Origin of the sequence: Microvirga rosea, from assembly GCF_020595095.1 — a bacterium.
In the GTDB taxonomy this organism is placed as follows: domain Bacteria; phylum Pseudomonadota; class Alphaproteobacteria; order Rhizobiales; family Beijerinckiaceae; genus Microvirga; species Microvirga rosea.
Genome location: NZ_JAJDOP010000004.1, coordinates 54072 through 77795, shown reverse-complemented (window position 1 = coordinate 77795; position 23724 = coordinate 54072). Strand labels below are relative to the sequence as shown.

Annotated in this window: 23 protein-coding genes; 9 read left to right on the top strand and 14 right to left on the bottom strand. The window is 59.4% G+C overall.

Annotation, left to right across the window (positions count from 1 at the left end; translation table 11 throughout):
• Window positions 1-286 precede the first annotated feature (286 nt).
• From LJD17_RS11805 to LJD17_RS11775, 7 genes are all read left to right on the top strand, one after another.
• Entirely contained in the window at window positions 287-1945 is a 1659-nt protein-coding gene (locus LJD17_RS11805) for a TIGR04028 family ABC transporter substrate-binding protein (protein ID WP_227384389.1), read from the top strand.
• 87 nt (window positions 1946-2032) lie between these two features.
• Entirely contained in the window at window positions 2033-2977 is a 945-nt protein-coding gene (locus LJD17_RS11800; protein ID WP_227384388.1) for an ABC transporter permease, read from the top strand.
• Entirely contained in the window at window positions 2974-3888 is a 915-nt protein-coding gene (locus LJD17_RS11795) for an ABC transporter permease (RefSeq protein ID WP_227384387.1), read from the top strand. The genes LJD17_RS11800 and LJD17_RS11795 overlap by 4 nt, the downstream gene beginning before the upstream one ends.
• The gene (locus LJD17_RS11790) at window positions 3885-5582 is read left to right on the top strand and encodes a dipeptide ABC transporter ATP-binding protein (protein WP_227384386.1); all 1698 of its coding nucleotides are present in this window, start codon (window positions 3885-3887) and stop codon (window positions 5580-5582) included. The genes LJD17_RS11795 and LJD17_RS11790 overlap by 4 nt, the downstream gene beginning before the upstream one ends.
• The gene (locus tag LJD17_RS11785; protein WP_227384385.1) at window positions 5579-6625 is read left to right on the top strand and encodes a putative FMN-dependent luciferase-like monooxygenase; all 1047 of its coding nucleotides are present in this window, start codon (window positions 5579-5581) and stop codon (window positions 6623-6625) included. Before LJD17_RS11790 ends, LJD17_RS11785 begins: the two co-directional genes overlap by 4 nt.
• A gap of 82 nt (window positions 6626-6707) precedes the next feature.
• Window positions 6708-7373, top strand: coding sequence for a CMD domain protein (locus LJD17_RS11780; protein ID WP_227384384.1), 666 nt, complete (start codon window positions 6708-6710; stop codon window positions 7371-7373).
• A 14-nt stretch (window positions 7374-7387) separates the two neighbouring features.
• Window positions 7388-8008 carry an alkylhydroperoxidase domain protein gene (locus tag LJD17_RS11775; protein ID WP_227384383.1) on the top strand — a complete coding sequence of 207 codons (621 nt, stop codon included), beginning with the start codon at window positions 7388-7390 and terminating at the stop codon, window positions 8006-8008.
• Window positions 8009-8076: 68 nt separating this feature from the next.
• Here the strand turns inward: LJD17_RS11775 and LJD17_RS11770 are convergent, their stop codons facing one another.
• The 3 genes from LJD17_RS11770 to LJD17_RS11760 are packed head-to-tail and all read right to left on the bottom strand — an operon-like array spanning window position 8077 to window position 10627.
• Window positions 8077-8850 carry an ABC transporter permease gene (locus LJD17_RS11770; protein ID WP_227384382.1) on the bottom strand — a complete coding sequence of 258 codons (774 nt, stop codon included), beginning with the start codon at window positions 8848-8850 and terminating at the stop codon, window positions 8077-8079.
• Window positions 8847-9656, bottom strand: coding sequence for an ABC transporter ATP-binding protein (locus LJD17_RS11765; RefSeq protein WP_227384381.1), 810 nt, complete (start codon window positions 9654-9656; stop codon window positions 8847-8849). Before LJD17_RS11765 ends, LJD17_RS11770 begins: the two co-directional genes overlap by 4 nt.
• Window positions 9656-10627 carry an ABC transporter substrate-binding protein gene (locus tag LJD17_RS11760; RefSeq protein WP_227384380.1) on the bottom strand — a complete coding sequence of 324 codons (972 nt, stop codon included), beginning with the start codon at window positions 10625-10627 and terminating at the stop codon, window positions 9656-9658. Before LJD17_RS11760 ends, LJD17_RS11765 begins: the two co-directional genes overlap by 1 nt.
• 183 nt (window positions 10628-10810) lie before the next feature.
• Here LJD17_RS11760 and LJD17_RS11755 point away from each other — a divergent pair, with 183 nt between their 5' ends.
• Complete coding sequence (locus LJD17_RS11755) at window positions 10811-12352, top strand: alkaline phosphatase D family protein (protein ID WP_227384379.1); 1542 nt, start codon at window positions 10811-10813, stop codon at window positions 12350-12352.
• Here LJD17_RS11755 and uvsE read toward each other — a convergent pair.
• From uvsE to LJD17_RS11700, 11 genes are all read right to left on the bottom strand, one after another.
• Window positions 12349-13395, bottom strand: coding sequence for a UV DNA damage repair endonuclease UvsE (uvsE, locus tag LJD17_RS11750; protein WP_227384378.1), 1047 nt, complete (start codon window positions 13393-13395; stop codon window positions 12349-12351). The genes LJD17_RS11755 and uvsE overlap by 4 nt on opposite strands.
• A gap of 172 nt (window positions 13396-13567) precedes the next feature.
• A complete protein-coding gene (locus LJD17_RS11745) occupies window positions 13568-14680 on the bottom strand; it encodes a hypothetical protein (RefSeq protein WP_227384377.1) in 1113 nt (370 codons plus the stop codon).
• Window positions 14677-14826: a cbb3-type cytochrome oxidase assembly protein CcoS gene (gene ccoS / locus LJD17_RS11740; protein ID WP_227384376.1), complete on the bottom strand. Its 150-nt coding sequence runs from the start codon at window positions 14824-14826 to the stop codon at window positions 14677-14679. Before ccoS ends, LJD17_RS11745 begins: the two co-directional genes overlap by 4 nt.
• 3 nt (window positions 14827-14829) lie before the next feature.
• Window positions 14830-17073 carry a heavy metal translocating P-type ATPase gene (locus LJD17_RS11735; RefSeq protein ID WP_227384375.1) on the bottom strand — a complete coding sequence of 748 codons (2244 nt, stop codon included), beginning with the start codon at window positions 17071-17073 and terminating at the stop codon, window positions 14830-14832.
• A 10-nt stretch (window positions 17074-17083) separates the two neighbouring features.
• Window positions 17084-17584, bottom strand: coding sequence for a FixH family protein (locus LJD17_RS11730; RefSeq protein ID WP_227384374.1), 501 nt, complete (start codon window positions 17582-17584; stop codon window positions 17084-17086).
• Window positions 17585-17596: 12 nt separating this feature from the next.
• Complete coding sequence (gene ccoG / locus LJD17_RS11725; protein WP_227384373.1) at window positions 17597-19063, bottom strand: cytochrome c oxidase accessory protein CcoG; 1467 nt, start codon at window positions 19061-19063, stop codon at window positions 17597-17599.
• Between the two features lie 131 nt (window positions 19064-19194).
• Window positions 19195-20079, bottom strand: a complete 885-nt coding sequence (ccoP, locus tag LJD17_RS11720) for a cytochrome-c oxidase, cbb3-type subunit III (RefSeq protein ID WP_227384372.1) — start codon at window positions 20077-20079, stop codon at window positions 19195-19197.
• A gap of 3 nt (window positions 20080-20082) precedes the next feature.
• Window positions 20083-20238: a cbb3-type cytochrome c oxidase subunit 3 gene (locus LJD17_RS11715; RefSeq protein ID WP_227384371.1), complete on the bottom strand. Its 156-nt coding sequence runs from the start codon at window positions 20236-20238 to the stop codon at window positions 20083-20085.
• A 12-nt stretch (window positions 20239-20250) separates the two neighbouring features.
• Window positions 20251-20985, bottom strand: a complete 735-nt coding sequence (gene ccoO, locus LJD17_RS11710; RefSeq protein ID WP_227384370.1) for a cytochrome-c oxidase, cbb3-type subunit II — start codon at window positions 20983-20985, stop codon at window positions 20251-20253.
• Window positions 20986-20996: 11 nt separating this feature from the next.
• Window positions 20997-22628 carry a cytochrome-c oxidase, cbb3-type subunit I gene (gene ccoN / locus LJD17_RS11705; RefSeq protein WP_406600806.1) on the bottom strand — a complete coding sequence of 544 codons (1632 nt, stop codon included), beginning with the start codon at window positions 22626-22628 and terminating at the stop codon, window positions 20997-20999.
• Between the two features lie 165 nt (window positions 22629-22793).
• The gene (locus tag LJD17_RS11700) at window positions 22794-23159 is read right to left on the bottom strand and encodes a VOC family protein (RefSeq protein WP_227384368.1); all 366 of its coding nucleotides are present in this window, start codon (window positions 23157-23159) and stop codon (window positions 22794-22796) included.
• Between the two features lie 232 nt (window positions 23160-23391).
• Between LJD17_RS11700 and LJD17_RS11695 the strand changes: the two genes are divergently transcribed.
• Window positions 23392-23682 carry a hypothetical protein gene (locus tag LJD17_RS11695; RefSeq protein ID WP_227384367.1) on the top strand — a complete coding sequence of 97 codons (291 nt, stop codon included), beginning with the start codon at window positions 23392-23394 and terminating at the stop codon, window positions 23680-23682.
• The last annotated feature ends 42 nt before the right edge of the window (window positions 23683-23724 follow it).

The following is a 23724-nucleotide window of genomic DNA, read 5'->3' as shown; positions in this document are numbered from 1 at the left end:
TACTGGATTTTTCAATCAAAAAAGGTATCGACGCGCAGTGCGCCAGCCAATTGTTCTATAAAACGAACAAAAATTGATTTTAGAGCTCTGCGATGCTCCGATCATTCATCCAATCATGTGCTTTCAAGTGGAAGAAAGACAATTCTTCTCTGGAAGTTGCCTATCGTAGAAAGTTCTATCACCGAGTAGCGTTCTAAAAAAAGAACGTCCTAATTGCCCTTTGCTGATCTTCTCCGGATAATTTGCTCCGTCGCTCAACGTTTGGGTTTGTAAGAAGGGGATCATCATGTCGCTTAAAGGAAGCCTCAAGAATAAAGCTGGTCTGGCGGCGCTGGTAGGGGTCTCGCTCCTTGCTTCCGGTTGGACCAAGAGCGTTGCTGCCGAGCAGAGCCCGGCGCCGGCCACGGGAGGAACTCTCGTCTACCTTGAACAGCAGGCCCACACGAATCTCTATCCGCCCGCAGGCGGTTTCTATCCTAACGGCGGCATTCTCAACCAGATCACCGATAAGCTCACTTATCAGAATCCGCAGACACTCGAGATAGAGCCATGGATCGCAGAATCCTGGACCGTGAATGCGGATGCGACGGAATATACCTTCAAAATTCGGCCCGGCGTCACCTTCTCCGACGGGACCCCGCTCGATGCTGCCGCTGTCGCCAAGAACTACGACACGTTTGGGCGTGGCAACAAGGAGCTGAAGCTTCCCATCTCCGAGGTCATCAATAACTACGATCGCAGCGAGATTATCGACGCACTCACCGTTAAATTCTATTTCAAGAGGCCGTCGCCCGGCTTCTTGCAGGGAACCTCCGTCATCGGTTCGGGCCTGGTCTCGCCGGCGACCCTAGCCCTACCGTACGAAGCCCTGGGCGACGCGACAAAGATCATCGGATCCGGACCGTTTGTGGTTGCCAGCGAGACGCTGGGGCGCGAGCTAACCCTCACCGCGCGCAAGGATTACAAGTGGGGGCCCGCGCGGCTCGCGCACCAAGGGCGCGCCTATCTCGACACGATCAAACTTATCGTCACACCGGAAGATAGTGTCCGTATCGGTGCATTGCTCGCAGGACAAGCCGACTTCATCCGTCAAATTCAGGCCTATGACGAGAAGCAGGTCGAAGACGAGGGATATAGAATCTATGCGCCTTCTACACGAGGCGTAAACAACAGTGTTGTCTTCAGGCCCGATAATACCCTCGTCTCCGATGTACGAGTGCGTCGGGCGTTGCTACACGCGACGAATACGGACGAGATCGTTTCGACACTCTTCTCTCATAACTATCCCAAGGCCACATCAATCATTGCCAAGACGGCCCTCGGATACAAAGATCTGTCGTCCAACCTGATCTATAATCTCGATAAGGCCAGGACTCTTTTGGACGAAGCCGGCTGGAAGACAGGTTCGAACGGCCTTCGACAGAAAGACGGCCAAAGTCTCGAATTGACGGCATACGAGTCGCTGCCGCAACCGCAGAACAAGGAAACTCTGCAACTCGTTGCTCAGCAGTGGGCAAAGGTCGGCGTGAAGCTCAACGTTCTTACGGGAGATTCAGGGACCGCAACCATTAATAACCTCGATCCGTCCAAGGCTCCCGTATCCCCTGCTATGGTTGGGCGCGCGGATCCCGACGTGATCAAGAGCCAGTATTACCCGACCAATCGCAACGTCCTGCTGCAGAAAGGCGGCAACAGCGACAAGGTTAAGTCTTTCGTTGACGAGAAACTCAATGGTCTCCTCGAAAACTTGGCGTCCGAGCCCAACCAGGCAAAGCGCCTTTCCATTGCAGGAGATATCCAGACTTATGTGATCGATCAGGCCTATGCCATTCCGATCTTCGAAGAGCCGCAAGCCTTCGCATCGGCGCCCTATGTAAACGGAATCGCATTTGAAGCGGTCGGACGCCCGAGTTTCTACAGCGTCTGGATCGCACCTCGTTCGTGAGGTGATCGCAATGGCCGGAAGCCACCAAGGACTTCTTGCAGCTTCCGGCCCATCCCACTGATCCTCCAGTTCGAAGCGAATAAACTCATGTCGAAGTATATGATCGGTCGGATCGGGCAGGCTGCGGTTGTTCTTTGGGCAGCTTTCACAGTTTCATTCGTCTTGCTTCAGGCCCTTCCGGGCGACGCAATCCTCATCAAGTTTCTGAACCCAGAGCTTGGTCTCGGGCCTGAGCAGATTGCCGACATTCGCGCGTCATATGCCGCAGACTCCCCGATTCTGACCCAATACCTCCATGCTGTTGCAAATTTTCTCTCGGGGAACTTCGGCTATTCGGTGCAGGCCGGCGTTCCGGTCAGCGATGTCTTGATCGCTAATTTGCCCCCGACCGTATGGTTGGCAACGCTGGGATTTTTGCTGGCTGTGATTGTCGCTGTCACGCTTTCCGTCGTGTCGGTACTGGGTCCGTTTTCCTGGCTACGCTCTGCGATGCGATCCGTGCCGTCGCTCTTTGTTTCAACACCCGTCTTTTGGCTGGGGATTCTCTTAATTCAAATCTTTTCTTTCCAGTTGAAACTCATTCCTGTCATCAATCCAGGACCATGGCAGGCCCTTGTCCTACCGGTTCTGACACTCGCAATACCGATCTCCGCGCCGCTTGCGCAGATCCTGATGCGGAACATCGACGATGTATTGACTGAGCCTTTCATCGCCGTAGCCCGTGCGAAGGGTGCTTCACGCAGCTGGGTCTTATGGAAGCATGTGGCTAAAAACGCGGTTCTGCCGACTTTGACAATTGCCGGCATTCTGTTCGGCGAGCTTCTCGCAGGCGCAGTCGTGACCGAAGCCGTTTTCGGGCTTAACGGAATTGGCGGGGTCACTCAGCGCGCCGTGGGCAATCAGGACATCGCTGTTCTCCAGGCGCTGGTTGTGTTCTCCGCGGCTGCCTTCGTCGTCATCAATCTCGTGGTGGATCTTCTTTACCCGGTCTTTGATCCACGCCTCAGACATAAAGGAGGTGCCCTCGCATGACTGGATTAAACTCGACCGTCCGAACCGAAGGACCTGCTCTTCAGGACTTATCCTCCACGCTGCGGCGTTCTGATCATGCCCTCCTGCACTCTGCTTTACTGCGGTGGCGCGCCTTGCGGCGCGTCTCAGCTGGACTTGTCTTGTCTTGGCTCGTGATTGCAACAGTCATACTCTGGGCGATATTTCCCGCTTGGTTCACGAGCTACAGCGGAACCGTCGGCGTTGCACGGCAGCAACTACGCGCGCCCAGCGCCGAACACTGGCTGGGAACTGATGCCCTCGGCCGCGATCTGCTCGCACGGCTCATTTATGGTGCTGGAAACTCCTTATCGGGAGCCCTTGTCGCCGTCGCAGTCGGTCTTGTGGTGGGAACCGCGCTTGGCCTTGTCGCGGGGTCCGCGCGTGGCAAAGTCGACAGCGTCATTATGCGCGGGGTCGACGTACTGCTGTCGATTCCGCAATTGCTCCTGTCCTTGAGCATCGTCATCCTGTTGGGTTTTGGCACGGTTAATGCTGCTATCGCGGTCGGTATTACGTCCATTGCCAGCTTTGCGCGCCTTGCTCGGTCGGAAGTGGTGCGGGTCAGAGCGAGTGATTATGTCGAGGCAGCCTTTGGCAGTGGCGGCACCTTCAGCCGGGTCCTATTGCGGCATGTGTTGCCGAATTCATTGACTTCGGTTGTCGGCCTGGCGGCTCTCCAGTTCGGAGCAGCCATTCTCGCGATCTCGACGTTGGGTTTCCTGGGCTATGGCGCGCCTCCGCCCACACCCGAGTGGGGCCTCCTGATTGCAGAAGGGCGAAATTACATTGCCCGCGCATGGTGGTTGACGACGGCTCCGGGCGTAGTGCTGATCCTCGTCGTGCTGGCTGCCAATCGGATCAGCCTATCCTTCGGAAAGATCCGCCTATGAGCAGCACGACCAACCACATCCCGAGCTTGGAAGCCGCGAGGATCCCTGTCCTGGAGGTCGGCAACCTTTGTGTGTCCTATAAGGGTCATGGCGGCATTCAGAAGGTCGTTCACAACATCGCCTTTGACGTTCATCCAGGCGAGGTCGTGGCGATTGTCGGAGAGTCGGGCTCGGGAAAGACCACGACCGCCCAGGCGGTGATCGGGCTATTGGCCGAGAACGGGAGCGTCGATTCCGGTTTCGTCAAACTCAATGGGACCGATATCTCCGGCTGGTCGCAGAGACAGCTTGACACCATTCGAGGTGGCAAGATCAGCCTTATTCCTCAAGATCCGGTGAGCTCCCTCAATCCGGTGAAGACAATCGGCGATCAGGTCGGGGAGATCCTGCGTATCCATCGCTGGGGAAATCAGCGGGAGATCGACGCCCGCGTCCTCGAACTTCTCGCCCGCGTCGGGCTCTCGCAGCCGGAACTCCGCGCGAAGCAGTATCCTCATGAGCTTTCAGGTGGGATGCGGCAGCGCGTGCTGATCGCGATCGCGGTCGCCTTGCAGCCGGCTCTCATTATCGCCGATGAGCCGACAAGCGCTCTCGACGTAACGGTGCAGAAACGTATCCTCGATCTGATCGACGAGTTGCGCCGGGAGAACGGAACGGCTGTCTTGCTTGTGACCCACGATCTGGGTGTGGCGGCGGACCGGGCAAACCGTCTCATTGTGATGAAGGACGGGCGGGTTCAGGAGCAGGGGCCAACCGAGGAAATACTCGCGTCTCCGAAAAGCGAATACACCCGCCAGCTTCTTGCGGACGCTCCATCCCTTCGCGGCGCTCAGCGTCTCTCCAGAGGCGGAGGCGTACGACATGAAGAACAAGGCGATGCGATTGTCGTCGAAAATCTGATCCAGGACTTTTCGGTCAGAGGGGGTACGCAGGAGACGTTCCGTGCAGTCGATGGCGTTTCCTTTAAAGTGCGCCGCGGGTCCACGCATGCGATCGTTGGGGAATCCGGCTCGGGAAAGACGACCACAGCCCGTAGTGTTGTCGGATTTCAGAAGCCGACATCCGGACGCATCGTGGTCGAAGGTGTTGATGTCACGACGCTTCGTGGCGATGCATTGCGCCAGTTCCGGCAAACAATCCAGCTTGTTTATCAGAACCCGTTCGGATCGCTGGATCCGTTGCAAACGGTTTTTCAGATCATTGAGGAGCCACTTCTCAACTTCGAGCGTATTCCGCGAGAAGAGCGTGCTCAAAAAGTCCGCCGTATCCTTGAACGCGTCGGTCTTCCCGAAGCCGTGCTTGAGCGTAAGCCCCGTGCCTTGTCCGGCGGGCAGCGTCAGCGCGTCGCCATCGCGCGAGCTCTGATCCTCAATCCCAAGGTCATCATTCTCGACGAAGCCGTATCTGCGCTTGACGTCACAGTGCAGGCGCAAATTCTCCGGCTCCTCGACGAGCTCCAGCAAGCCCTCGACCTGACTTACCTGTTTATCTCCCACGATTTAGCTGTTGTTCGACAAATAGCGGACACGGTGTCTGTTCTTCACAATGGACGCCAAGTGGATGTCGGAACCGTTGAAGAGGTCTTCAGGCGGCCCAAAAGCGATTACACGCGCGAACTCATCAAGGCGATCCCTGGGCAAAGAGGCTCTGCGGGGTCCGACATTTCCCTTTCACTGCTCGGAGCAAGCTCATGACCAAAGGTCCTCAAACGAAACGGCTTGGCTTTTTTACGCGCTTGCTCGACGAGACAAGCGCAGGAGAGCGTTACCGGCTTGCCTCGGAACAGATCCTTCACGCCGAGCAATATGGCTTCGACTCCGCGTGGGTCGCGCAGCACCATTTCCATGAGGCTGAAGGAGGATTGCCGGCTCCTCTGGTGTTTCTTTCGCATGTAGCGGCGCGTACCTCGCGCATTCGTCTCGGTACAGGAATTATCACCCTCCCGTTGGAGAATCCGGTTCGAGTAGCCGAGGATGCGGCTGTCCTCGACCTTCTTTCAGGCGGCCGCCTCGAGATTGGCGTCGGAACTGGCGGCACACCTTCCTCATTTACGGCATTCGGCCTCGACAGCGCCAATCGATCGGAAATCTATGAACGGCACCTCGCGACTGTTCGTGGCGCGTGGAAGGGAGAAACGCTCGAAGGAGGTGAAACGCTCTATCCCACGGCGGCGAGCCTGAATGAACGCATCTGGCAGGCAACATTTTCCGTATGGGGCGGTACCCGCGCCGGCAAGGCGGGCGACGGCTTGATGCTATCCCGCACGCAACCTCGGCCGGCGGAGAAACCGCACGCGTCTCTCGATGAGATCCAGCATCCGATTATCGATGCCTACCTCGATGCTTTGCCAAATGGCCGCGAGCCTCGGATAGTCGCGTCGCGGACGCTTTTTGTGGCTGACAAACGTGATGAAGCCCTTCATCTTGCGGAGCAAGGCCTGCGACGGGTTGTCAATCAGTTTGCCGCGAAGGGGCACGTCATTCCGGGCAACAGCCTGCAGGAGATCATGGCCGCGCTCGACACGCATGCAGGAACGCCGGATGATGTTATTTCCTCGCTCAGGGCGGACACGACCCTTCCTCGCGTGACGGATCTGGTTTTCCAAGTGCACTCGGTCGATCCGCCTCATTCCGCCATTCTGCGCTCGATCGAGCTGATTGCCACGGAGGTCGCTCCAGCCCTCGGATGGCAACCCCAGGACATCCAGCCACAGAAGCGCGTCGCTCTCGTGCGCTGACCCACTCATAACGAGCCCTCGATTTTATTGGAGCAGAAACGGGACGGGTCCCCTTTCTCTGTCTCCGTCACATGGTGATATCATGAGCACAGCAACTGTAGACGTCATTGATCTCCTCGCCGGCATCGCGCCCGGAACGTATCTCTCCGAAATCAGGGACAAGAGGCCCCAGGCGCGGGAGAATGCGCAAAAGAGCTACCAGGCACTTTTCGAGCCGGAGGTTCCCGGCAATGTGACCTCGCTCGAGAGATATGCGATCGCGACTTTCGTCGCAGGTCTGCATCGCCAGCCGATCGTTGTCGAGTTCTATGAGCGGAATTTGAGAAAGCTCGACCAGGCAGGCATCTTGGGAGCTGTAAACAGAGAAGTTGCCAACGGTTCCACCGAAGGGCCCTATGGACGCTACCCTCAGGGGCCGTTGACGGCCGAAGATCAAAATGGACCCGATTACAGAGTATCTGCGGAAAGCGGATCAATTCTCGGGCCGAGGCTGTCTGCCGCCCTCGAACATGCGCATCTCTTGGTATTCCGCCCGCGGGATGCCAGCGCAGCGGCATTGCAGAAGCTCTTGGATGCCGGCTGGTCGACGACGGATGTGGTAACGCTGTCTCAACTCGTCGCGTTCTTGTCATTTCAAGTCCGCGTCATTGCAGGTCTGCGCACGCTCGCCGCAGCGCATGAGCAAGCCGTTGTCGAGATCGAAAGAGCGTCGGTCTTTACGACTGTCCTGGCTTCGGGTGGTATTTGACGAGGAGTAGAACCATGTCGGAAAGCATTCTTTCACATCCTGAAAACACAGAGCCCGTCATTTTCACCCAGGAGGAACTGGGCTGGCTCCCCTGGCTTGAGCCATATCCGGCGGACCAATTGACCGAGCGGCATTGGGCAGGTCTCGTCGATGCGTCCCGCTCGAAGTCACCGTATTTCCTTCTCCTGGCGCGGGATCCCGACGTGCTGCAAGCCAGAACGAAGACGGACAAGGACATTTTCTACAACACGGCTGACGGTTTGCCACGGGCGGAGCGTGAACTGGCCGCAACGGCGACATCGCGTTTAAACGGCTGCATTTACTGCGCCTCCGTCCATTCCCGCTTCGCGACGCAGTACTCGAAGCGGAAGGCGGATGTGCAGCGCCTGCTGGACGAAGGCGTTACCGCGGATATTGATCCACGTTGGAACGCCATTATCGACGCGTCCGTTTCTCTGACGGAAACACCCATCCGGTTCGGGCAGAAGCATGTGGAAGCGCTTCGTGCAACGGGGCTCGACGATCTTGAGATCGTTGACGTGATCAACGGGTCCGCTTTCTTCAATTGGGCCAATCGCCTGATGCTGTCCCTTGGAGAGCCGTCCGCTCCCGCTCAGGCGTCTGCGAACGCTTGAGCCGTAACAACCCTGCGGCAGGCTCGTATTCGTCAGAGTACGGGCCGCCCGCGGTGTCGAAGGGCGGACTAAGACGCTTTGACGTTTGTGCCCCAACGCCGATGGAGAAAGCGCTCCCAAGGAGAGAACAGGCACCGGTCCGCGAGCCAGCCGATCAGAACGATGACGATCATCACGCCAATCACCTGCTCCATGGCATTCAGCTCCCGCCCATAGTGGAGAAGGTGCCCAAGGCCAAAGCCGGTCAGAATCGTGACGTAGATTTCGGCGGCCATCAGAGATCGCCAGGCAAAGGCCCAGCCCTGCTTCATGCCGCTGACGAGAAACGGAAGGGACGCCGGCAAAATGACGCGGGTCCATTTATGGAATCCTTCCGATCCCATGGTCCTGGCCGCCCTCGCATAGATCGGTGGGATGTTGCGGGTGCCGTTGTCGGTTGCGATGATCACGGACCACACCGTGCCCATGATGACGACAAACAGCATCGCGCCTTCTGTTTGCCCGAACCAGACCAGAGCCAGAGGAACCCAGCAGACGCTGGGGAGGGTCTGAAGCCCGAGGGCAAGTGCGCCGACGGTATCCTCCAAAATCTGTGAGGTGCTCGTTAGAAGGCCCAAGGGGAGACCGATGATCACTCCTGCCAGATATCCGATGAAAAGTCGCTTCAAGGTGACCCACGCCGCATCGATGAGGGTGCCGTCCCATAGCGCTGACCAAATATAATCCGCGACTGCGACGGGAGACGGCAGAAGAATTGCGGACCAACGCCCACTTCGGACTGCCAGATCCCAGACAGCGAACAATACCACAAAGAAAAGAACGGCAATGATCAGGCGTTTCATTCGGAAACCGCCCCTTCAACAAGCGTGCCTTTGAGCGCTGCTGCGATTCGATAGGCGTAGCCGGCTAGGTCCGGACTGTTGATGTCACGGGGGCGGGGGAGGGGTACTTCAAAGATCTCCGCGATCCGCCCCGGGGACGGCGACATAAGAACGACGCGATCGCCCAGACATGCTGCTTCCCTCACATTGTGTGTGACGAACACAATGGTCTTGCGACTTTCCATCCAAATACGTTGGATATCGTCATAGAGCTGGTCTCTCGTGAGAGCGTCCAAAGCGGCGAAAGGCTCGTCCATCAGGAGAACCTGCGGGTCTGGCGCCAGGGCCCGCGCCAGGGCGACCCGCTGCTTCATGCCGCCAGAGAGCTCATGCACATGAGCGTGCTTGAACTTTTCCAGCCCTACCAGCTCCAGATAGTAATCCGCTATCTTGTGCCGCTCACGGTTCGTCAGATCGGGCCGGAGCTTCAGGCCGAACATGACATTTCCGTATGCGTCGAGCCACGGAAAAAGAGCGGATTCCTGGAACATCACAAGACGCTGCCGTCCAGGCCCTTCCACCAGCTTGCCGTCGGCCAGAACGCGACCGCTGTCGGGCCTTGTCAAACCGGCGATGATATCGAGCAGGGTGGACTTGCCGCAGCCACTCGGACCGATCAAGCACAGGAATTCCCCTTCGGCAACCGTGAGGGATACGTTGTCGAGGGCCTGGACGAGCACACGCGACGGGGTAAAGCTCTTGGAAACATCGTTGATGACGAGCTTCGCAGGATGCTCGCCCGGGAAGGATGTCGAGGGGGATGCCATCAAGGACTCTCGACCAGCCGTGCCAAATCCGGGGTGTCACGCAAAAATCCCACGCGCTGCGCACTGGCGACGAAGGATTGGAATGCTTCCCGCGTCACGTCCGGTGTGATGGTCATCCGGCTCCAGGCCCGCGCTACCAGCTCCGCTCCCATGTCAATCCTGAAGGAGGCCTGAAGCTCATCGCGTGCCAAGCGCTGGGCCTCATCGGGATTCTTCTGAATCCAGTCCGACAGCTCTCGATGAGCAGAGACAAAACGTTTGGCAAGATCACGATTTTTAGCCAGGAAATCCGCACTGGAAACAAGCACCGTCGTGATGGCTTCCTTTTCCTCGACCAGGATTTTACCTCCGGCTTCGGACTCGAGTCTTGAAACCCAGGGCTCCACGGTCCAGACGGCGTCGATCTGCTTGCTCTGGAAAAGGGACAATTGGTCTGGATTGCTCGTGGGGAGAACCTGCGCATCGCCTCCGGTTTGGGTGATCCGCAATCCGCCTCCGATGAGCCAAGCGCGAGCGGCCACATCCTGAGTGTTTCCGAATTGAGGAGTTGCCATGCGCTTGCCTTTGAAATCGGCAGGCTTCTCAAGTGTCGATCCCTGCTGGACGACCAGCGCGGAACCTCCATTGACGGCCCCCGCAACCACACGGACCTCATCCCCACGAGAGCGTGCATAGGCATTGAGCGCCGGGTTCGGACCCACATAAGTAAGGTCCAGCGATTTCGCGAAAATCGCCTCCATCGCGCTCGGACCCGCATTGTAGACATACCACTCGATCTTGACGTTCGGCCCGAGACGCTCGCTGAACCAGCCTTTGCCCTGTCGCTCCAATGCGCGGGCGACCAGAGCTTGAACGTGGGTAATATTCGGAAAATGGCCAACCCGAACAGTCGTCTGCTGAGCTTGGGCCGAAACGAGCATTCCCAGGAGGGAAAATGCCGTCATCGCCAAAAGGCGCAATCCGTATCGCATTGAATGACCTCCAATGAGAGCACATGAGGCTAGGCATGATCTAGCGAAGGTCAATGACCAAATAAACGGCACGACGCAGATCCAGCTCGCCTTTGGGAGAGTTTTTCCTGTCAATTTCAGACATATGGCTTAGCCTCGATGCCGAAATCACGAATCTTGTCCTGACCCGTTATCTGGAAGACGATGAGCGATCTTGTTCTGCCCAGGAGGCGGTTCCTCCAAGCCTCCATCGGCGCAACCTTGGCGGTTCGGCCCTTCGGTATCCTGGAAGCCGCTCCGCTCCTTCCTGACTATCCTTTTACCCTTGGGGTCGCGTCGGGAGCTCCCCGGGCAAACAGCGTCGTCATCTGGACGCGTCTGGCACCCAAGCCCCTCGAGGGAGGAGGGATGTCGGCTCAACCGGTCGCCGTCGACTGGCAGGTGGCGGAGGATGAGAATTTCGGACGGGTCGTTCGAAAAGGTCGCGCCGTCGCAGAGCAGGCTTCGGCCCACGCCGTGCACGTCACGGTCGCTGGATTGAAGCCGGGGCGGTGGTACTGGTATCGTTTCAGGGTGGGGCGAGCCGTCAGTCCCATCGGGCGGACACGCACCGCGCCCGCCGTCGGCGCCGCCCCCGATCTCCGCTTCGCTTATGCGTCCTGTCAACAATATGAGCAGGGCTACTTTTCAGCCTACGCGGAAATAGCCCGACGGGAGCTCGACTTTGTGGTTCACCTTGGGGACTATATCTACGAGTCCTCGTGGGGATCCCGTCACGTCCGCAAGCATACAGGGGGCATCCCGACGACTTTGCCGGAGTTTCGCGAGCGTTATGCGCTCTACAAGCTCGATCCGGACTTGCAGTCGGCTCACGCTGCGTTCCCCTGGCTCTCGATCTGGGACGATCACGAGGTTGCAAACGACTACACGGACGACCGTTCGTCTCTGATGGCCGACCGTGATCAGTTCCTGAAGGTGCGGGCCGCCGCTTATCAGGCCTATTACGAGCATATGCCCTTGCCCGTCTCCGCTCGCCCTCAGGGCCCGCAGGCGGTTATCTACGATCAATACCGCTTCGGCGACATGGCGAACCTCCTTCTTCTCGATGACCGCCAATACCGATCCCACCATGCCTGCCTCCCGGGGCGTAGCGCATCCCCTCGGGTGGATTGCGCTGACCGGCTGCGGGAAGACCGCACGATGTTGGGAGACGGGCAGGAAAAGTGGGTTGATCGCACCCTCGCGGGAGACAAGGGGCGCTGGACGATCATTGCCCAACAAACCCTCATGGCGGAGCGTGATCTCGATCCGGGAGAGGGGCACGGCTACTGGATGGACGGCTGGGATGGCTACGCCGCCGGGCGGCGGCGCCTTCTCGACAGTCTCGTGGAGCATCGCGCTCCAAATCCGGTCGTGATCGGCGGAGATGTCCATGCGTTCTTTGCGGCGGATCTCAAGAGCGATTTCCGCGATGAGAAATCCAGCGTCGTCGCCACCGAGTTCTGCGGAACATCGATTACCTCGGAAGGGCCTAGCGCCAAGGGGCTTGCGACGGTGCGTGCCAAGAACCCGCACATCAAATATGCGAGAGACGACAAGCGCGGGTTTGCCGTCGTGTCCTTGAAGAAGGACCGTTGCGAGGTCGGTTTCGAAGCGGTCGCAAACGAGAAGGAGCCCGGTTCGCCCGTTTCTCGTGTCGCGACCTTTGCATGTCTCGATGGTCGACCGGGAGTCGTCGAGGGCTAGGCACCCGCTTCCGCTTCGGTTTCAAGCACCTCGTCTTCTGCCCCGCTGAGGAGCGCTATTTGGCTTTCCGACAATCCGAACCGGGCAGCGACGTCGGGCGCGTAACGCAACAGATCGGGGCGCAGCCGGATCAGAGCGAGATCTTTGGCTTTCGCTTCCAACATCACGTCGAATTCCAGGCCATCGACCGCGCGCATGAAGGTCGAGAACTCGAACGGATTGCAGAAATCCGCATGCCCCGTCCAGATGGGAGCCATATTCACGATCTCGTTCTTTCCCGTTTTCCGACTTTTTCTCTTGATCTGTCGAAGTTCCGTCCGCGGAGAGGAAAAATGGATTTTCGGCCGCACGTCGTGGGGCCAGGTTTTCAGAAAGGACTCGACGGTCGGCCGCAAGGCGAGGTTCTCGGGGTTGAAGCACCAGAAATGCTGATAGTCGAAAATCAGCCGCACGCCCGTATGCTCATGGATCCAGAGGACGTCGGCCGCGCTGAAGCGAAGATCGTCATTTTCCAGAACAAGGCGCCTGCGAACGGGCTCCGGCAGCGTATGCCATGTTTCGACCCAGCGCGCGGCGCTTGACTTTCGGTCTCCATAGGTGCCGCCCACATGGACCACGAGGACAGCTTCGGGGCCAAGTTCCATCAGGTCGAGCATTTCGGCTTGGGACGAGAGATCCCAAATGCTCTTCTCGACCAAGCTCGTATCCTGGCTGTTGAGAACGATAAACTGCGAAGGGTGAAATGACAGGCGGATGTCCAGACGTTTTGCCTTGTCTCCGAACGCCTTCAACTCGCTCCTGCTCTCCTGGATCATGGAATGGAATTGCGGCGTGTCCGGGTGGGTCGCGTAGGGCGCGAGATCGGACGACATGCGGTACATGTGGATATTGTGGTGATCCAGGTAGTCCAGGATCGCGTCGAGATATTCCAGCGATACTCTCAGGTGCGGATTGCTGGCCGATCGCCGCGCGTCGTTACTTTTCAGGTCAGGTCGGCCCATGACCTTGACCGGAAACCCAAGCCTTGCTGGTCGCTCGCCCATTCGATCACCATCGTCTCAGCCCGGGGGGCGAGTTCCTCACCAAGGACGGTCCGGCCGTAAGAACGGCTGCGACAACCATCGTCCGTGGGGTTATTGCCGAGAGGGACAATCGGTTCCGAACGTAAAGAGCCGATAAGGCACCGGACTGCGAAAGGTGTGTTGATCGAAGATCCTAAGCGAACAGGCTTGTTGCGAGAGCACCGAGAAGGGCGCCAGCCAGGAGAGATCCATCATGCAGGCCCAGGGCCCAACGAGAGGGCGACCCGCTACGATGAATCCACAGAGTCGCTCCGGAGGTCACCAGCGACCACCCTATTCCTACGAGCGCGGTGGAAATGGAGAACCCGGCGACTGTTCCTGCCAAGACAAAGGCGAGAGTTCCAGCCAGAAGTGCGGCGCAGCCGCCGGAGAGGATCCGCGCCGCGCCCAAGCGGCCAGGCAGGGTCGCTAAGATTAGGGTAGGGGCATACATGGCGATCACGTGCCAGGCGATCGCTCCGGGAACCGCTTCCGCGAGCCCGCAGCCGACCATGGCAAGCGGAGTGGCCCCCATCAGAAAGGTCATGAGAAACCAAGCCAGGCTCCCGACGAGGGTCGGGAGACGAATGTCCTTGAAGGAGGTTCTGGTTGCTCCCTCGTCTGCGAACGAGCGCTCAGGCCCATAGGGAAGAGCTGCCGTCGCCACGAGCGAGCCAATATGCGCCGTGGCAGCCAGGATCGCCACACCCACGAAGGTGAGCGGCGACAGCATGGTCTCCGCCAGACCGGCAAGAGTCGGCGCGACAAGGCCTACAAGGGTTGCCGCGCCAAAGACCAGCAGGGTTCCTCGCGGGCCTTGGCCGCTTAATCCCGCAGCGGCGTGGCGATAGAACAGACTGAAGCCTCCGGCGACGCCCAGCCAAAATGCGCTGAGGACAAGAGCGCCGAAATGCCAGTGGACCAGAGCCCAGACGAGCACCAGCCCCCCCGCGATCCCAAGACTGGCGCCAAGCGAAAATGCCGCTCGCCGGCCGAGCGCATCCAGAAGAAGGGAGGCCGGAAGGCTCGCGACGGCTGCTCCGGCATAGAATGCCGCATAGGGGAGTGACGTCCATGTGTGGTCGGGGGCGAGGGAAAGGCCCGCGAGCGGCAAGATTCCTAAAATCAGAATCTGCGCCAAAACCGAAAGGGAAAAGGCCGTCGCCAAAAGAAATGTACTGCGGCCTGCCACCGGGCTGTCGTCTGACGCCACGGCGCAGACACAGTCCAGCTGTCCCGCGCGGGGAAGACCCGTGAGGGTCGTCATGGTTTCAAATCCTCGTCACTGAGGACCCGCAGGGCTGCGCCTTGCACGTCGTCGTATTGGCCGTTTCGAAGAGACCACAGAAATGCCGCGAGACCCGAAAGGCCGAGCAGGAGCGCCATAGGTACGAGAAAGAGGAGCACATTCATTGCTCACGCTCCTTGGGAAGCAATTTCAGTCAAGCGGGAAGGGCCGGTCGAAGCCTTTGCCATTGGGTCTACCTTTTTGCCGCGCGCCCGCAGAGCATTCAAGGTCACGAGACTCGAGGAGCCGGACATGGCGAGCGCTGCCACAAGGGGCGTCACGTAGCCGAGAAACGCCAGCGGCACCGCGATGAGATTGTAAACCAGCGCAAGGACGAGGTTCTGCCGCATCAGCGCATGCGCCCGTCGGGAAATCGTGATCGCGTCAAGGACGGGAGCAAGCTTGTCCCCTAAGAAAACCGCATCCGCCTGAGCCTGTGTGAGATCAGAGGCGGTGATCGGCGACATCGAGACATCGGCGCTCGCGAGCGCCGGTGCGTCATTGAGGCCGTCGCCAACCATGAGCACCTTCTTGCCGTTGGCCATCAGAAGCTTCAGTTCGCCGATCTTGTCGGCGGGCTTTGCGCCCCCACGCCAGGACGCGATCCCGAGCGCATGCGCGATGGGGCCGACGGCTGCGGGACGATCTCCCGAAAGGATCCGGCAATCCAGCCCGAGGTCCTGCAGCGCCCTGACGGTATGCAAGGCATCGGGCCGAAGGGCCTGGCGAACGAGCAGAACGACCCGCTCCTCCCCGCGGGAGAAGGCAATTACGGATGCCTGCTCGTTCTCTCCCGCCATGATCGCCGCGAGATCCTCTGCCCCGCAGAAGGAAGGACTGCCGAGACGGATCTCCCGGTTGTCGACTATCGCGCGCACGCCTCGACCTGGCTCCTCGACAACCCCAGGAAAAGGCTTCGCGGACCTGATCTCCCGTGCGACGGCAGCGGCCAGAGGGTGGTGGCTGGACATGGCAAGGCGAGCGGCTGTTTCCAAGAGTTCGGGTTCAATCGCAGCCGTATTGGCGACACGCATCTCCGGCAGGGTGAGCGTACCGGTCTTGTCAAAGACGATCGTATCGATATGGGCCAGACGCTCCAGAGCATCGCCCGAGTTGAGCAGAACATTGGCTTTGAACAAGGTGCCGGACGCGACGACCTGAACGACAGGAATGGCGAGGGCCAGTGCGCATGGGCAGGTAATGATCAGCACCGCGACAGCCGTGATGACGGCATCATGGACCGATGATCCTGTTGCGATCCAAACGAGGGCGGTCAACGCCGCTGCAGCATGCACAATCGGCGCATAGGCGCGTGCGACCCGGTCGGCAAGCTGCCGATAACGTGATTTGGCGGCGGAGGCGTTTTCGAGCAGCCGCTCAACCTCGTCGAGGAGGGTGCCCTGTCCGGCAGCCGTGACATGAACCGTAAGCGCGCCGGCATGATTGAAGCTGCCAGCATAAACCGTATCGCCTTCCTGCAAGGAACGCAGCGACGTTTCGCCCGTCACCAGGCTTTCATCGACCTCGGACGCACCGGCGATCACAATGCCGTCCACGGGGATCCGTTCGCCGGGCCGTACAAGCACGCGGTCGTTCCGCCGGAGGGCAACTGTCGGGACTAAGGTCGGCTCGCCGTGTTGATCCAGCCGGTGAGCGACTTCCGCCCTGAGCGAGGCCAAGTTGCCGGCGACCGCCCGTGTCCTGCGCCGCATCGCTTGATCCAGGTAGCGCCCACAAAGCAGGAAGAAGAGCAGCATGACGACGGAGTCGAAATACGTATGCTCCGCGTGGTTGATCGTTTCGATCACCGACATCAGAAGGGCAAGCAGAATTCCGATCGTAATCGGCACATCCATGTTGGTGCGCCCATTCTTCAGGGCGCCAATGGCGCTTCGGAAGAAGGGCTGACCCGCATAGGCGACGGCGGGCAAGGAAATGAGAGCCGCCAGCCAGTGAAAGAAGTCGCGCGTCTCGGGAGAGATGTCGCTCACATTGCCCGACCAGACGGAAACCGCAAGCAGCATGATGTTCATGGACGCAAATCCGGCAACCGCCAGGCACTTGAGGAGCCATTGCGCCCGGCGTGCCTCTTCCTCCTCCAGGGCGCGAGCCCGGAACGGGTGCGCGCGGTAGCCGAGCCTGTCGAGCTCCTGGACGAACGTGGCAGGATCGAGCGATCCTTCCCACTGCAACATCAACCGATGGGTCGTGTAGTTCAGGCGTGCTGCAAGCAGTCCCGGCAGATGGGACAATCCGCCCTCGATCTCGGTAATGCAGGCCGCGCAATCGATGCCCTCGACGGCAAGGTCCAAATGTGCCGTGCCGTCATCCTGGCGTTTCACGTAGACGGAAAGATCGAGAGCCTCGGCCATGGCCATCCCCTCAAAGACTGATGCGGCTCTTGGAGCGGAAAACAACTTCTCCGCCCCGCGCGAGTGTGATGATCAAGTCCCATTGGCCATGACGGACGGGAGTTTCCATTTCAAAACGGCCTGAGCCGACCTCCACCGGTTCAAGCGCGACGTCCCGGCGACGATCCGTGGGATGAGCGAGATGAAACTTGGGTACAAGGCCCGCCAGCGCATGAGCACCGGCATCCTGCGCGGTCACCACGATGCGGGTGGCATTCGCGGCTTGTTGGAGCTGGGCTTCGACAGCCCAGTGGCGCGCTTCCTGGGCCTGTGCGGCGGCTACGTCGTTCTTGAAGGCGAGGCCCGCCTTGTAGACGCTTTCCGTCTCCACGCCGCTGAAGCTTGAAACAGCGACGCGGGCCATGATCACGTTAACGCCGATGACGACGGCGAAGAAGCTCAGGAGATAGACGAGAACCATCTTTCCGGTGAGCGGGCGAGGGGTGCGGCGTGCGGCAATCGTCACAGGCATGTGGAACGTTCCTTAGGGCGCCATGAAATGGTCGCTGGTGCGAGCGGTCTCGCCACTCGAAAGATCGGTGAGCGTAAAGTGGAGGTCCGTTGAGGCGGATTGAGTTTCGCCGGTGGTGACCAGAACCCGTGCTTCGAGGGTCTGATCGGGGCCGACGGCAAGGATGGATCGTCCTTGCTGGTCGATATGGCCTCCGACCACATCGAGCTTCGCGCTCCGCAGGCCCTCGACGGTCACGACATATCGACGCTCTTCCAAATTTTTGTTCGAGACACGGACAGTGAAGGCGTTTCGGATCGACCCATCGGACAGGCGCACGAACAGGGGGTTGCGGTCGTGCATCACGCTGAGGTCGACCGTGTGGCGGAGAGCGAGCGCGACCACCATGACCGCCGCCACCACTGCGATGAGCGCCGCGTACAGGACCGTTCTCGGACGTATGATGCGGCGTACTTCCGGCCGCCCCTCGATCCGGGCTTGGACGTTCATGTCCGTGTCATAGGCGATCAGATCAACCGGGCGTCCGATCTTCTCCATGACGGAATTGCAAGCATCGATGCAAAGCCCGCACTGGATGCAGTCAAGCTGGAGGCCGTCCCGGATATCGATCCCGGTGGGGCACACGGCCACGCATTGGGCGCAGTCGATGCAATCGCCCGCAGGGGCACCCGTCCGCTTGATCGCTTCGTTCTTCTTCATCGAACCGCGCGGCTCACCCCGATCATAGCGATAGGTGACATTGAGCGCGTATTCGTCGGTCAGGGCCGCCTGAATGCGAGGCCACGGACACATGTAGGTGCAGACCTGCTCACGCATGAAGCCTGCGAGCGTATAGGTCGTAAAGGTGAGAATGCCGATCCAGATATAGGCGAGGGCCGGCGCCTGGAAGGTGAGAAGCTGCCAGACCAGGGTCGGAGCGTCGGCGAAGTACAGAACCCAGGCTCCGCCGGTCCACCAGGCGATCAGAAGCCAAATGGAGTGCTTCAGGATCTTCAGCGTGATGATCTCGAGGGTGGGCTTTTCCTTCGCCCGCTTCATCCGTTCCCGCCGATCGCCTTCGATCAGGCGCTCGACCGCGTAGAACAGGTCGGTCCAAACCGTCTGCGGGCAGAGATAGCCGCACCAGATGCGCCCGGCTACGGCGTTCATCAAGAAAAGCGTCAGCGCCGCGAGGATCAGAAGCCCCGTAATATAATAGACTTCCTGCGGCCAGATTTCGATGAAGAAGAAGTAGAACCGGCTATTGGCCAGATCGACCAGGATGGCTTGGTCCGGAGCATTCGGTCCCCGGTCCCAGCGCAGGAACGGCAGGAAGTAGTAGATTCCGAGACTGATGAGCAGCACGGCCCATTTGATCGAGCGGAAGCGACCTTTTACGGCTTGGGGATAGATCTTCTTGCGCGGCGCATAAAGAGGCTGTGCGTCAGCCGGATCCTCGGCTTCAGGCGTCAATTGTCCGGCAAGGGGGGCGTCAGCCATGGATATGCCTGCTCGTTATCGATCGGAACATCCTTTTCCTAGATCGTTGGCGGTCGCGCGCATTGATTTCGGTCAAAGCAGAAAAAGGCTGGCGGTTGTCCGCCAGCCTCTCATCATGACAAAGGTCTCCCTCACTGCGGACGCCCGCCCCCCAGCGAGTGCACGTAGAGGGCCAGTGCCTTGATTGTGGTATCGTCGAGGCGGCCATGCCAGGTGGGCATCACGCCGCCGCGACCATTGGTCAGGCCTTCCATGATGGTGGCCTTGGAGGATCCGAAGAGCCAGATCTTGTCCGACAGGTTGGGCGCTCCAAGGTCCTGGTTGCCCTGGCCCTTGTCCCCATGGCAGGCGGCGCAATTATCCGCGAAGATCTTCGCTCCTGCGGCCAGATCCGCTCCCTGTTCCACCGAAAGCCCCGAAAGAGAACGGACGAAGTCGGCCACGTGCGAGATTTCCTGGCGCTTGAGCATGCCGTCCCTGCCGAAAGCCGGCATCGATCCCTGATGACCCTGCTCGTTGGTGGAGCGGGCGCCAAACTGGATCGTCTGCTCGATCTGAGCGAGAGAACCACCCCAGAGCCAGTCATCGTCGTTCAGATTGGGATAGCCCTTCGCGCCCGCGCCGCCGGCTCCGTGGCAAGGTGCGCAATTGTCGCCGAACGCGGCTTTACCCTGAGCGCGGGCAAACGCGAAAAGCTCCGGATCCTGGCTGACCTGTTCGAGGGGAGTATCCGCGAGCTTCGCCGTCATGCCTGCACGCTGGTTTTTGAGCGATGCGAGGTCGACCTCGATGGCATCTCGGGATTGCCAGCCGAAAACGCCCTTGGAATAGGACGAGATGAGCGGCCAGGCCGGATAGACGACGCAGTAGGCCACGGCCCAGACGATCGTCGCGTAGAACGTCCACAGCCACCAGCGCGGAAGTGGATTGTTCAGTTCCTGAATCTCGTCCCAGCTGTGTCCCGTGGTGGTGACACCTGTGACGGAGTCGACAGGTCCCTGTGTGTCGTGGGCCATGACTCAGTCCTCCTGAAGAGGCATGCGGGCCGCCGCGTCGAAGCGGCCTTTCCGCGAAGGGGCGAGGGCATAAACCAGAACTGCGAGGAAAACGGCCACGAAGTAGGCAAGCCCCCAGGTTTGGGCGAATTCGGCGAGGAATTTATAAGTTGCGGGCATGGTTCTTAGTCCTCAGCGCACGTTGGCCTTGTTGTCATAGAGCTTGAAGTCCACCTGCGTTCCGAGCATCTGCAGATAGGCGATCAGTGCGTCGGCCTCTGTGACCTTCTGCGGATTGCCGCCGAAATTGCGCACCTGAGCGCCAGGATAGCGCTTGACGAGATCGTCGGCGTTCGGAGCATCCGTGGTGGCTTGGATCCGGATGTCGCTTCCGGCCTTGTCGATCATCTCGGGCGTATAGGGAACGCCGAGGTGAGCCTGGACCTTCATGTCTTCCGAAACGTGGTCCGCATCGAGCTCGGTGGTAGCAAGCCACGGGTAAGAGGGCATGATGGAGCCGGGAACGACGGCTCGGGGATTGGCCAGGTGATCCCGGTGCCAGTCGTCGGAATACTTGTTTCCGACACGGGCCAGGTCGGGGCCGGTGCGCTTCGATCCCCATTGGAACGGGCGATCGTACATGCTTTCAGCCGCGAGTGAGTAATGTCCATAGCGCTCCACTTCGTCGCGCAGGGGGCGGATCATCTGGCTGTGGCAGTTATAGCAGCCTTCGCGGACATAGATGTTGCGGCCGGCGAGCTCGAGAGGGGTGTAGGGCCGAACGCCCTCCACCTTCTCGATGGTGCTCTTCAGATAGAAGAGCGGCACGATTTCGACGAGACCTCCGATCGCGATGACGATCAGCACGCCGATGATGAGGATGATCGAGTTCGTCTCGAAAATCTTATGACGGGCCCAAACAGACATAGTGGGTTCCTTTATTCAGCGGCCATCAGCGATGGCTGCAGGGCGGGAGCTTCCGCGGCCTCCTCGCCGACCGTGATCGTTTTCCAGATGTTCCAGGCCATGATCAGGCTGCCGGCGACGAACAGGGCTCCGCCGAGCGCACGGATGACATAGAAGGGCTGCATCGCTTCCACGACCTCGATGAAGGAGTATTCAAGGAAGCCTAGGCTCGTGTAGGCACGCCACATCAGGCCTTGCAGAATTCCTGCAACCCACATGGACGAGATGTAGAGAACGATGCCGAGCGTCGAAATCCAGAAGTGCCAGGAAACGGCCTTCATCGAATACAGGCGCTCCTTGTTCCACAACCATGGCACCAGGCAGTAGATCGCCCCGAAGGAAACATACGCGACCCAGCCGAGCGCACCCGAGTGGACGTGTCCGATCGTCCAGTCCGTATAGTGAGACAGGGAGTTCACAGCCTTGACCGACATGAGCGGCCCTTCGAAGGTCGACATGCCATAGAAGGCGACCGACACCACCATCAGACGCAGAACCGGATCGGTGCGCAGCTTGTCCCATGCGCCGGAGAGCGTCATGAGGCCGTTGATCATGCCGCCCCAGGAAGGCATCCACAGCATGATCGAGAACACCATGCCGAGGGTCTGCGCCCAATCGGGCAGGGCGGTGTAGTGAAGATGGTGCGGACCTGCCCAGATATAGAGGAAGATCAGCGCCCAGAAGTGAATGATCGACAGGCGATAGGAATAGACCGGCCGTTCGGCACGCTTCGGGATGAAGTAGTACATGATGGCCAGGAAGCCGGCGGTGAGGAAGAAGCCTACGGCGTTATGGCCATACCACCATTGCACCATCGCATCCTGAACGCCCGACCAGACAATGTAGCTCTTCGGGGAGAAGATCGAGACGGGAATCGTCGCGTTGTTGCCGAGATGCAGAACCGCGATGGTCAGGATGAAGGCGAGATAGAACCAGTTGGCCACGTAGATATGCGGCTCCTTGCGGCGCATGATTGTGCCAAGGAAGACCAGGAAGTACGCGACCCACACGACCGTCAGCCAGAGATCCGCATACCATTCGGGCTCAGCGTATTCCTTGCCCTGTGTGATCCCGAGCAGATAGCCCGTTCCGGCGATGACGATGAAAAAGTTGTATCCCAGCACCACGAACCATGGCGCGATATCACCGACAAGGCGCGCGCGGCACGTGCGCTGCACGACGTAAAGCGACGAGGCAATCAGCACGTTGCCGCCAAACGCGAAAATAACCGCGGACGTGTGCAGCGGGCGCATCCGGCCGAACGAGAGCCAGGCGCTATCGAAGTTCAGCGCCGGAAAGGCAAGTTGCAGCGCGATCAGAAGGCCGATCGTAAAACCTGCAACGCCCCAGAATACCGAGGCGATCGTCGCGAATTTCACCGGCCCCATATTGTAATTGGGCTTTCCGTTGATCGTCAGCGGAGGCAACTCGGCCGGGCGGTCATAATACCGGTCGACGATCTTGAATACGGCCGCGCCCGCCGCCGCTGCGAAAAGATACGCGTGAAAGGCATATTCCGGTGTGTATGCCTTCGCTGCAATGATGATGCTCAGGAAGGACAAAGCGGCGAATGCAAGCGCGGAGCCTGCCTCGCCGAAGGTCATTCCCTTGGGATTTGTTGCCGTTTGAGCCATAGCCTCGACCGTTCTGAAGAGAGGCGAGCAAAAGCTTCGCCCGCAACTTCACCGTTTAGGGGCGGGCATGGAAGGACACATTGATTCAGATCAATGGGACGGAACGGTCATGCTTGATGGAAAAGACGGCCCAGATCAGCCCGGTGTGCAGACGCGGATCCGATGGCCGTCCGGATCAAGCGCCACGAAGGTGCGGCCGAAGACGGCCACCACCGGCTCCTGCTCGATGCGAACCTCTTCCCGGATCCACTTTTCGTAGAGTTGATCGACCACATGGTCGCTCTCGACCATGAAGGCCAGCTCGGTTCGATGACCTGTCCCAGACGATACGAAGTTCTTGGCCGCAAGCGACCATAAGCCCAAGGTCAAACCATTGTAGAGCTTAAAGGCCACATAGGTAGGAAACGAGGCGTCAGGCTCCCGGCCAAGCAGGCGCTCATAAAATACCGCACTTGTGCCTGGATCTGCCACGTAGAGGATGATGAGGTTTGGTTCTAACATCGCGGATCTCCTTATGGATACTTGCCTAAGAGACCGCGTTGCCGATTTCTGGCAGTATCACTGCCCCCGCCCGTAATGGAAATGGCCAAGCTCCCGGGGCTTCCGGAGGGAAGTTCTTGAGCGAAGGGTCCCGGAAAGCATCTTCACAGTCTTGTCACTGCTTCTTAGGAGAAACTTTACCTGACAGGACGATTGCTGGAGACAGACAAGAATGTGTTCCAGGAGAATGGCCATGCGTCGTGCCGCCCTTGCTTCTTTCCTCATGCTGGGGTTCATCACCCAGGCAGCTGCCCAATCAGCTCCGGTGCCTGAGGGCACCCCGGTCAGCCGAGCGGAACTTCGTGAGCTGATCGAAGCTGCTCAAGCGACGGCCAAAGCTTCACGCGAGAATGTCGAGTATTCTCGGGTCGTCCCGGATCTTCTGTTTCAGATCCTGGCAAAACTAGACAAGATCGAGGATAAGCTCGACAAGGTCGAGACAACCTTGGCGGCAGGCCGGGCTCCGGCCCAGAAGAAGCGGTGAAAACGCCTTATAATGGGGAAGACGACTGCGGCATCGTGGGAG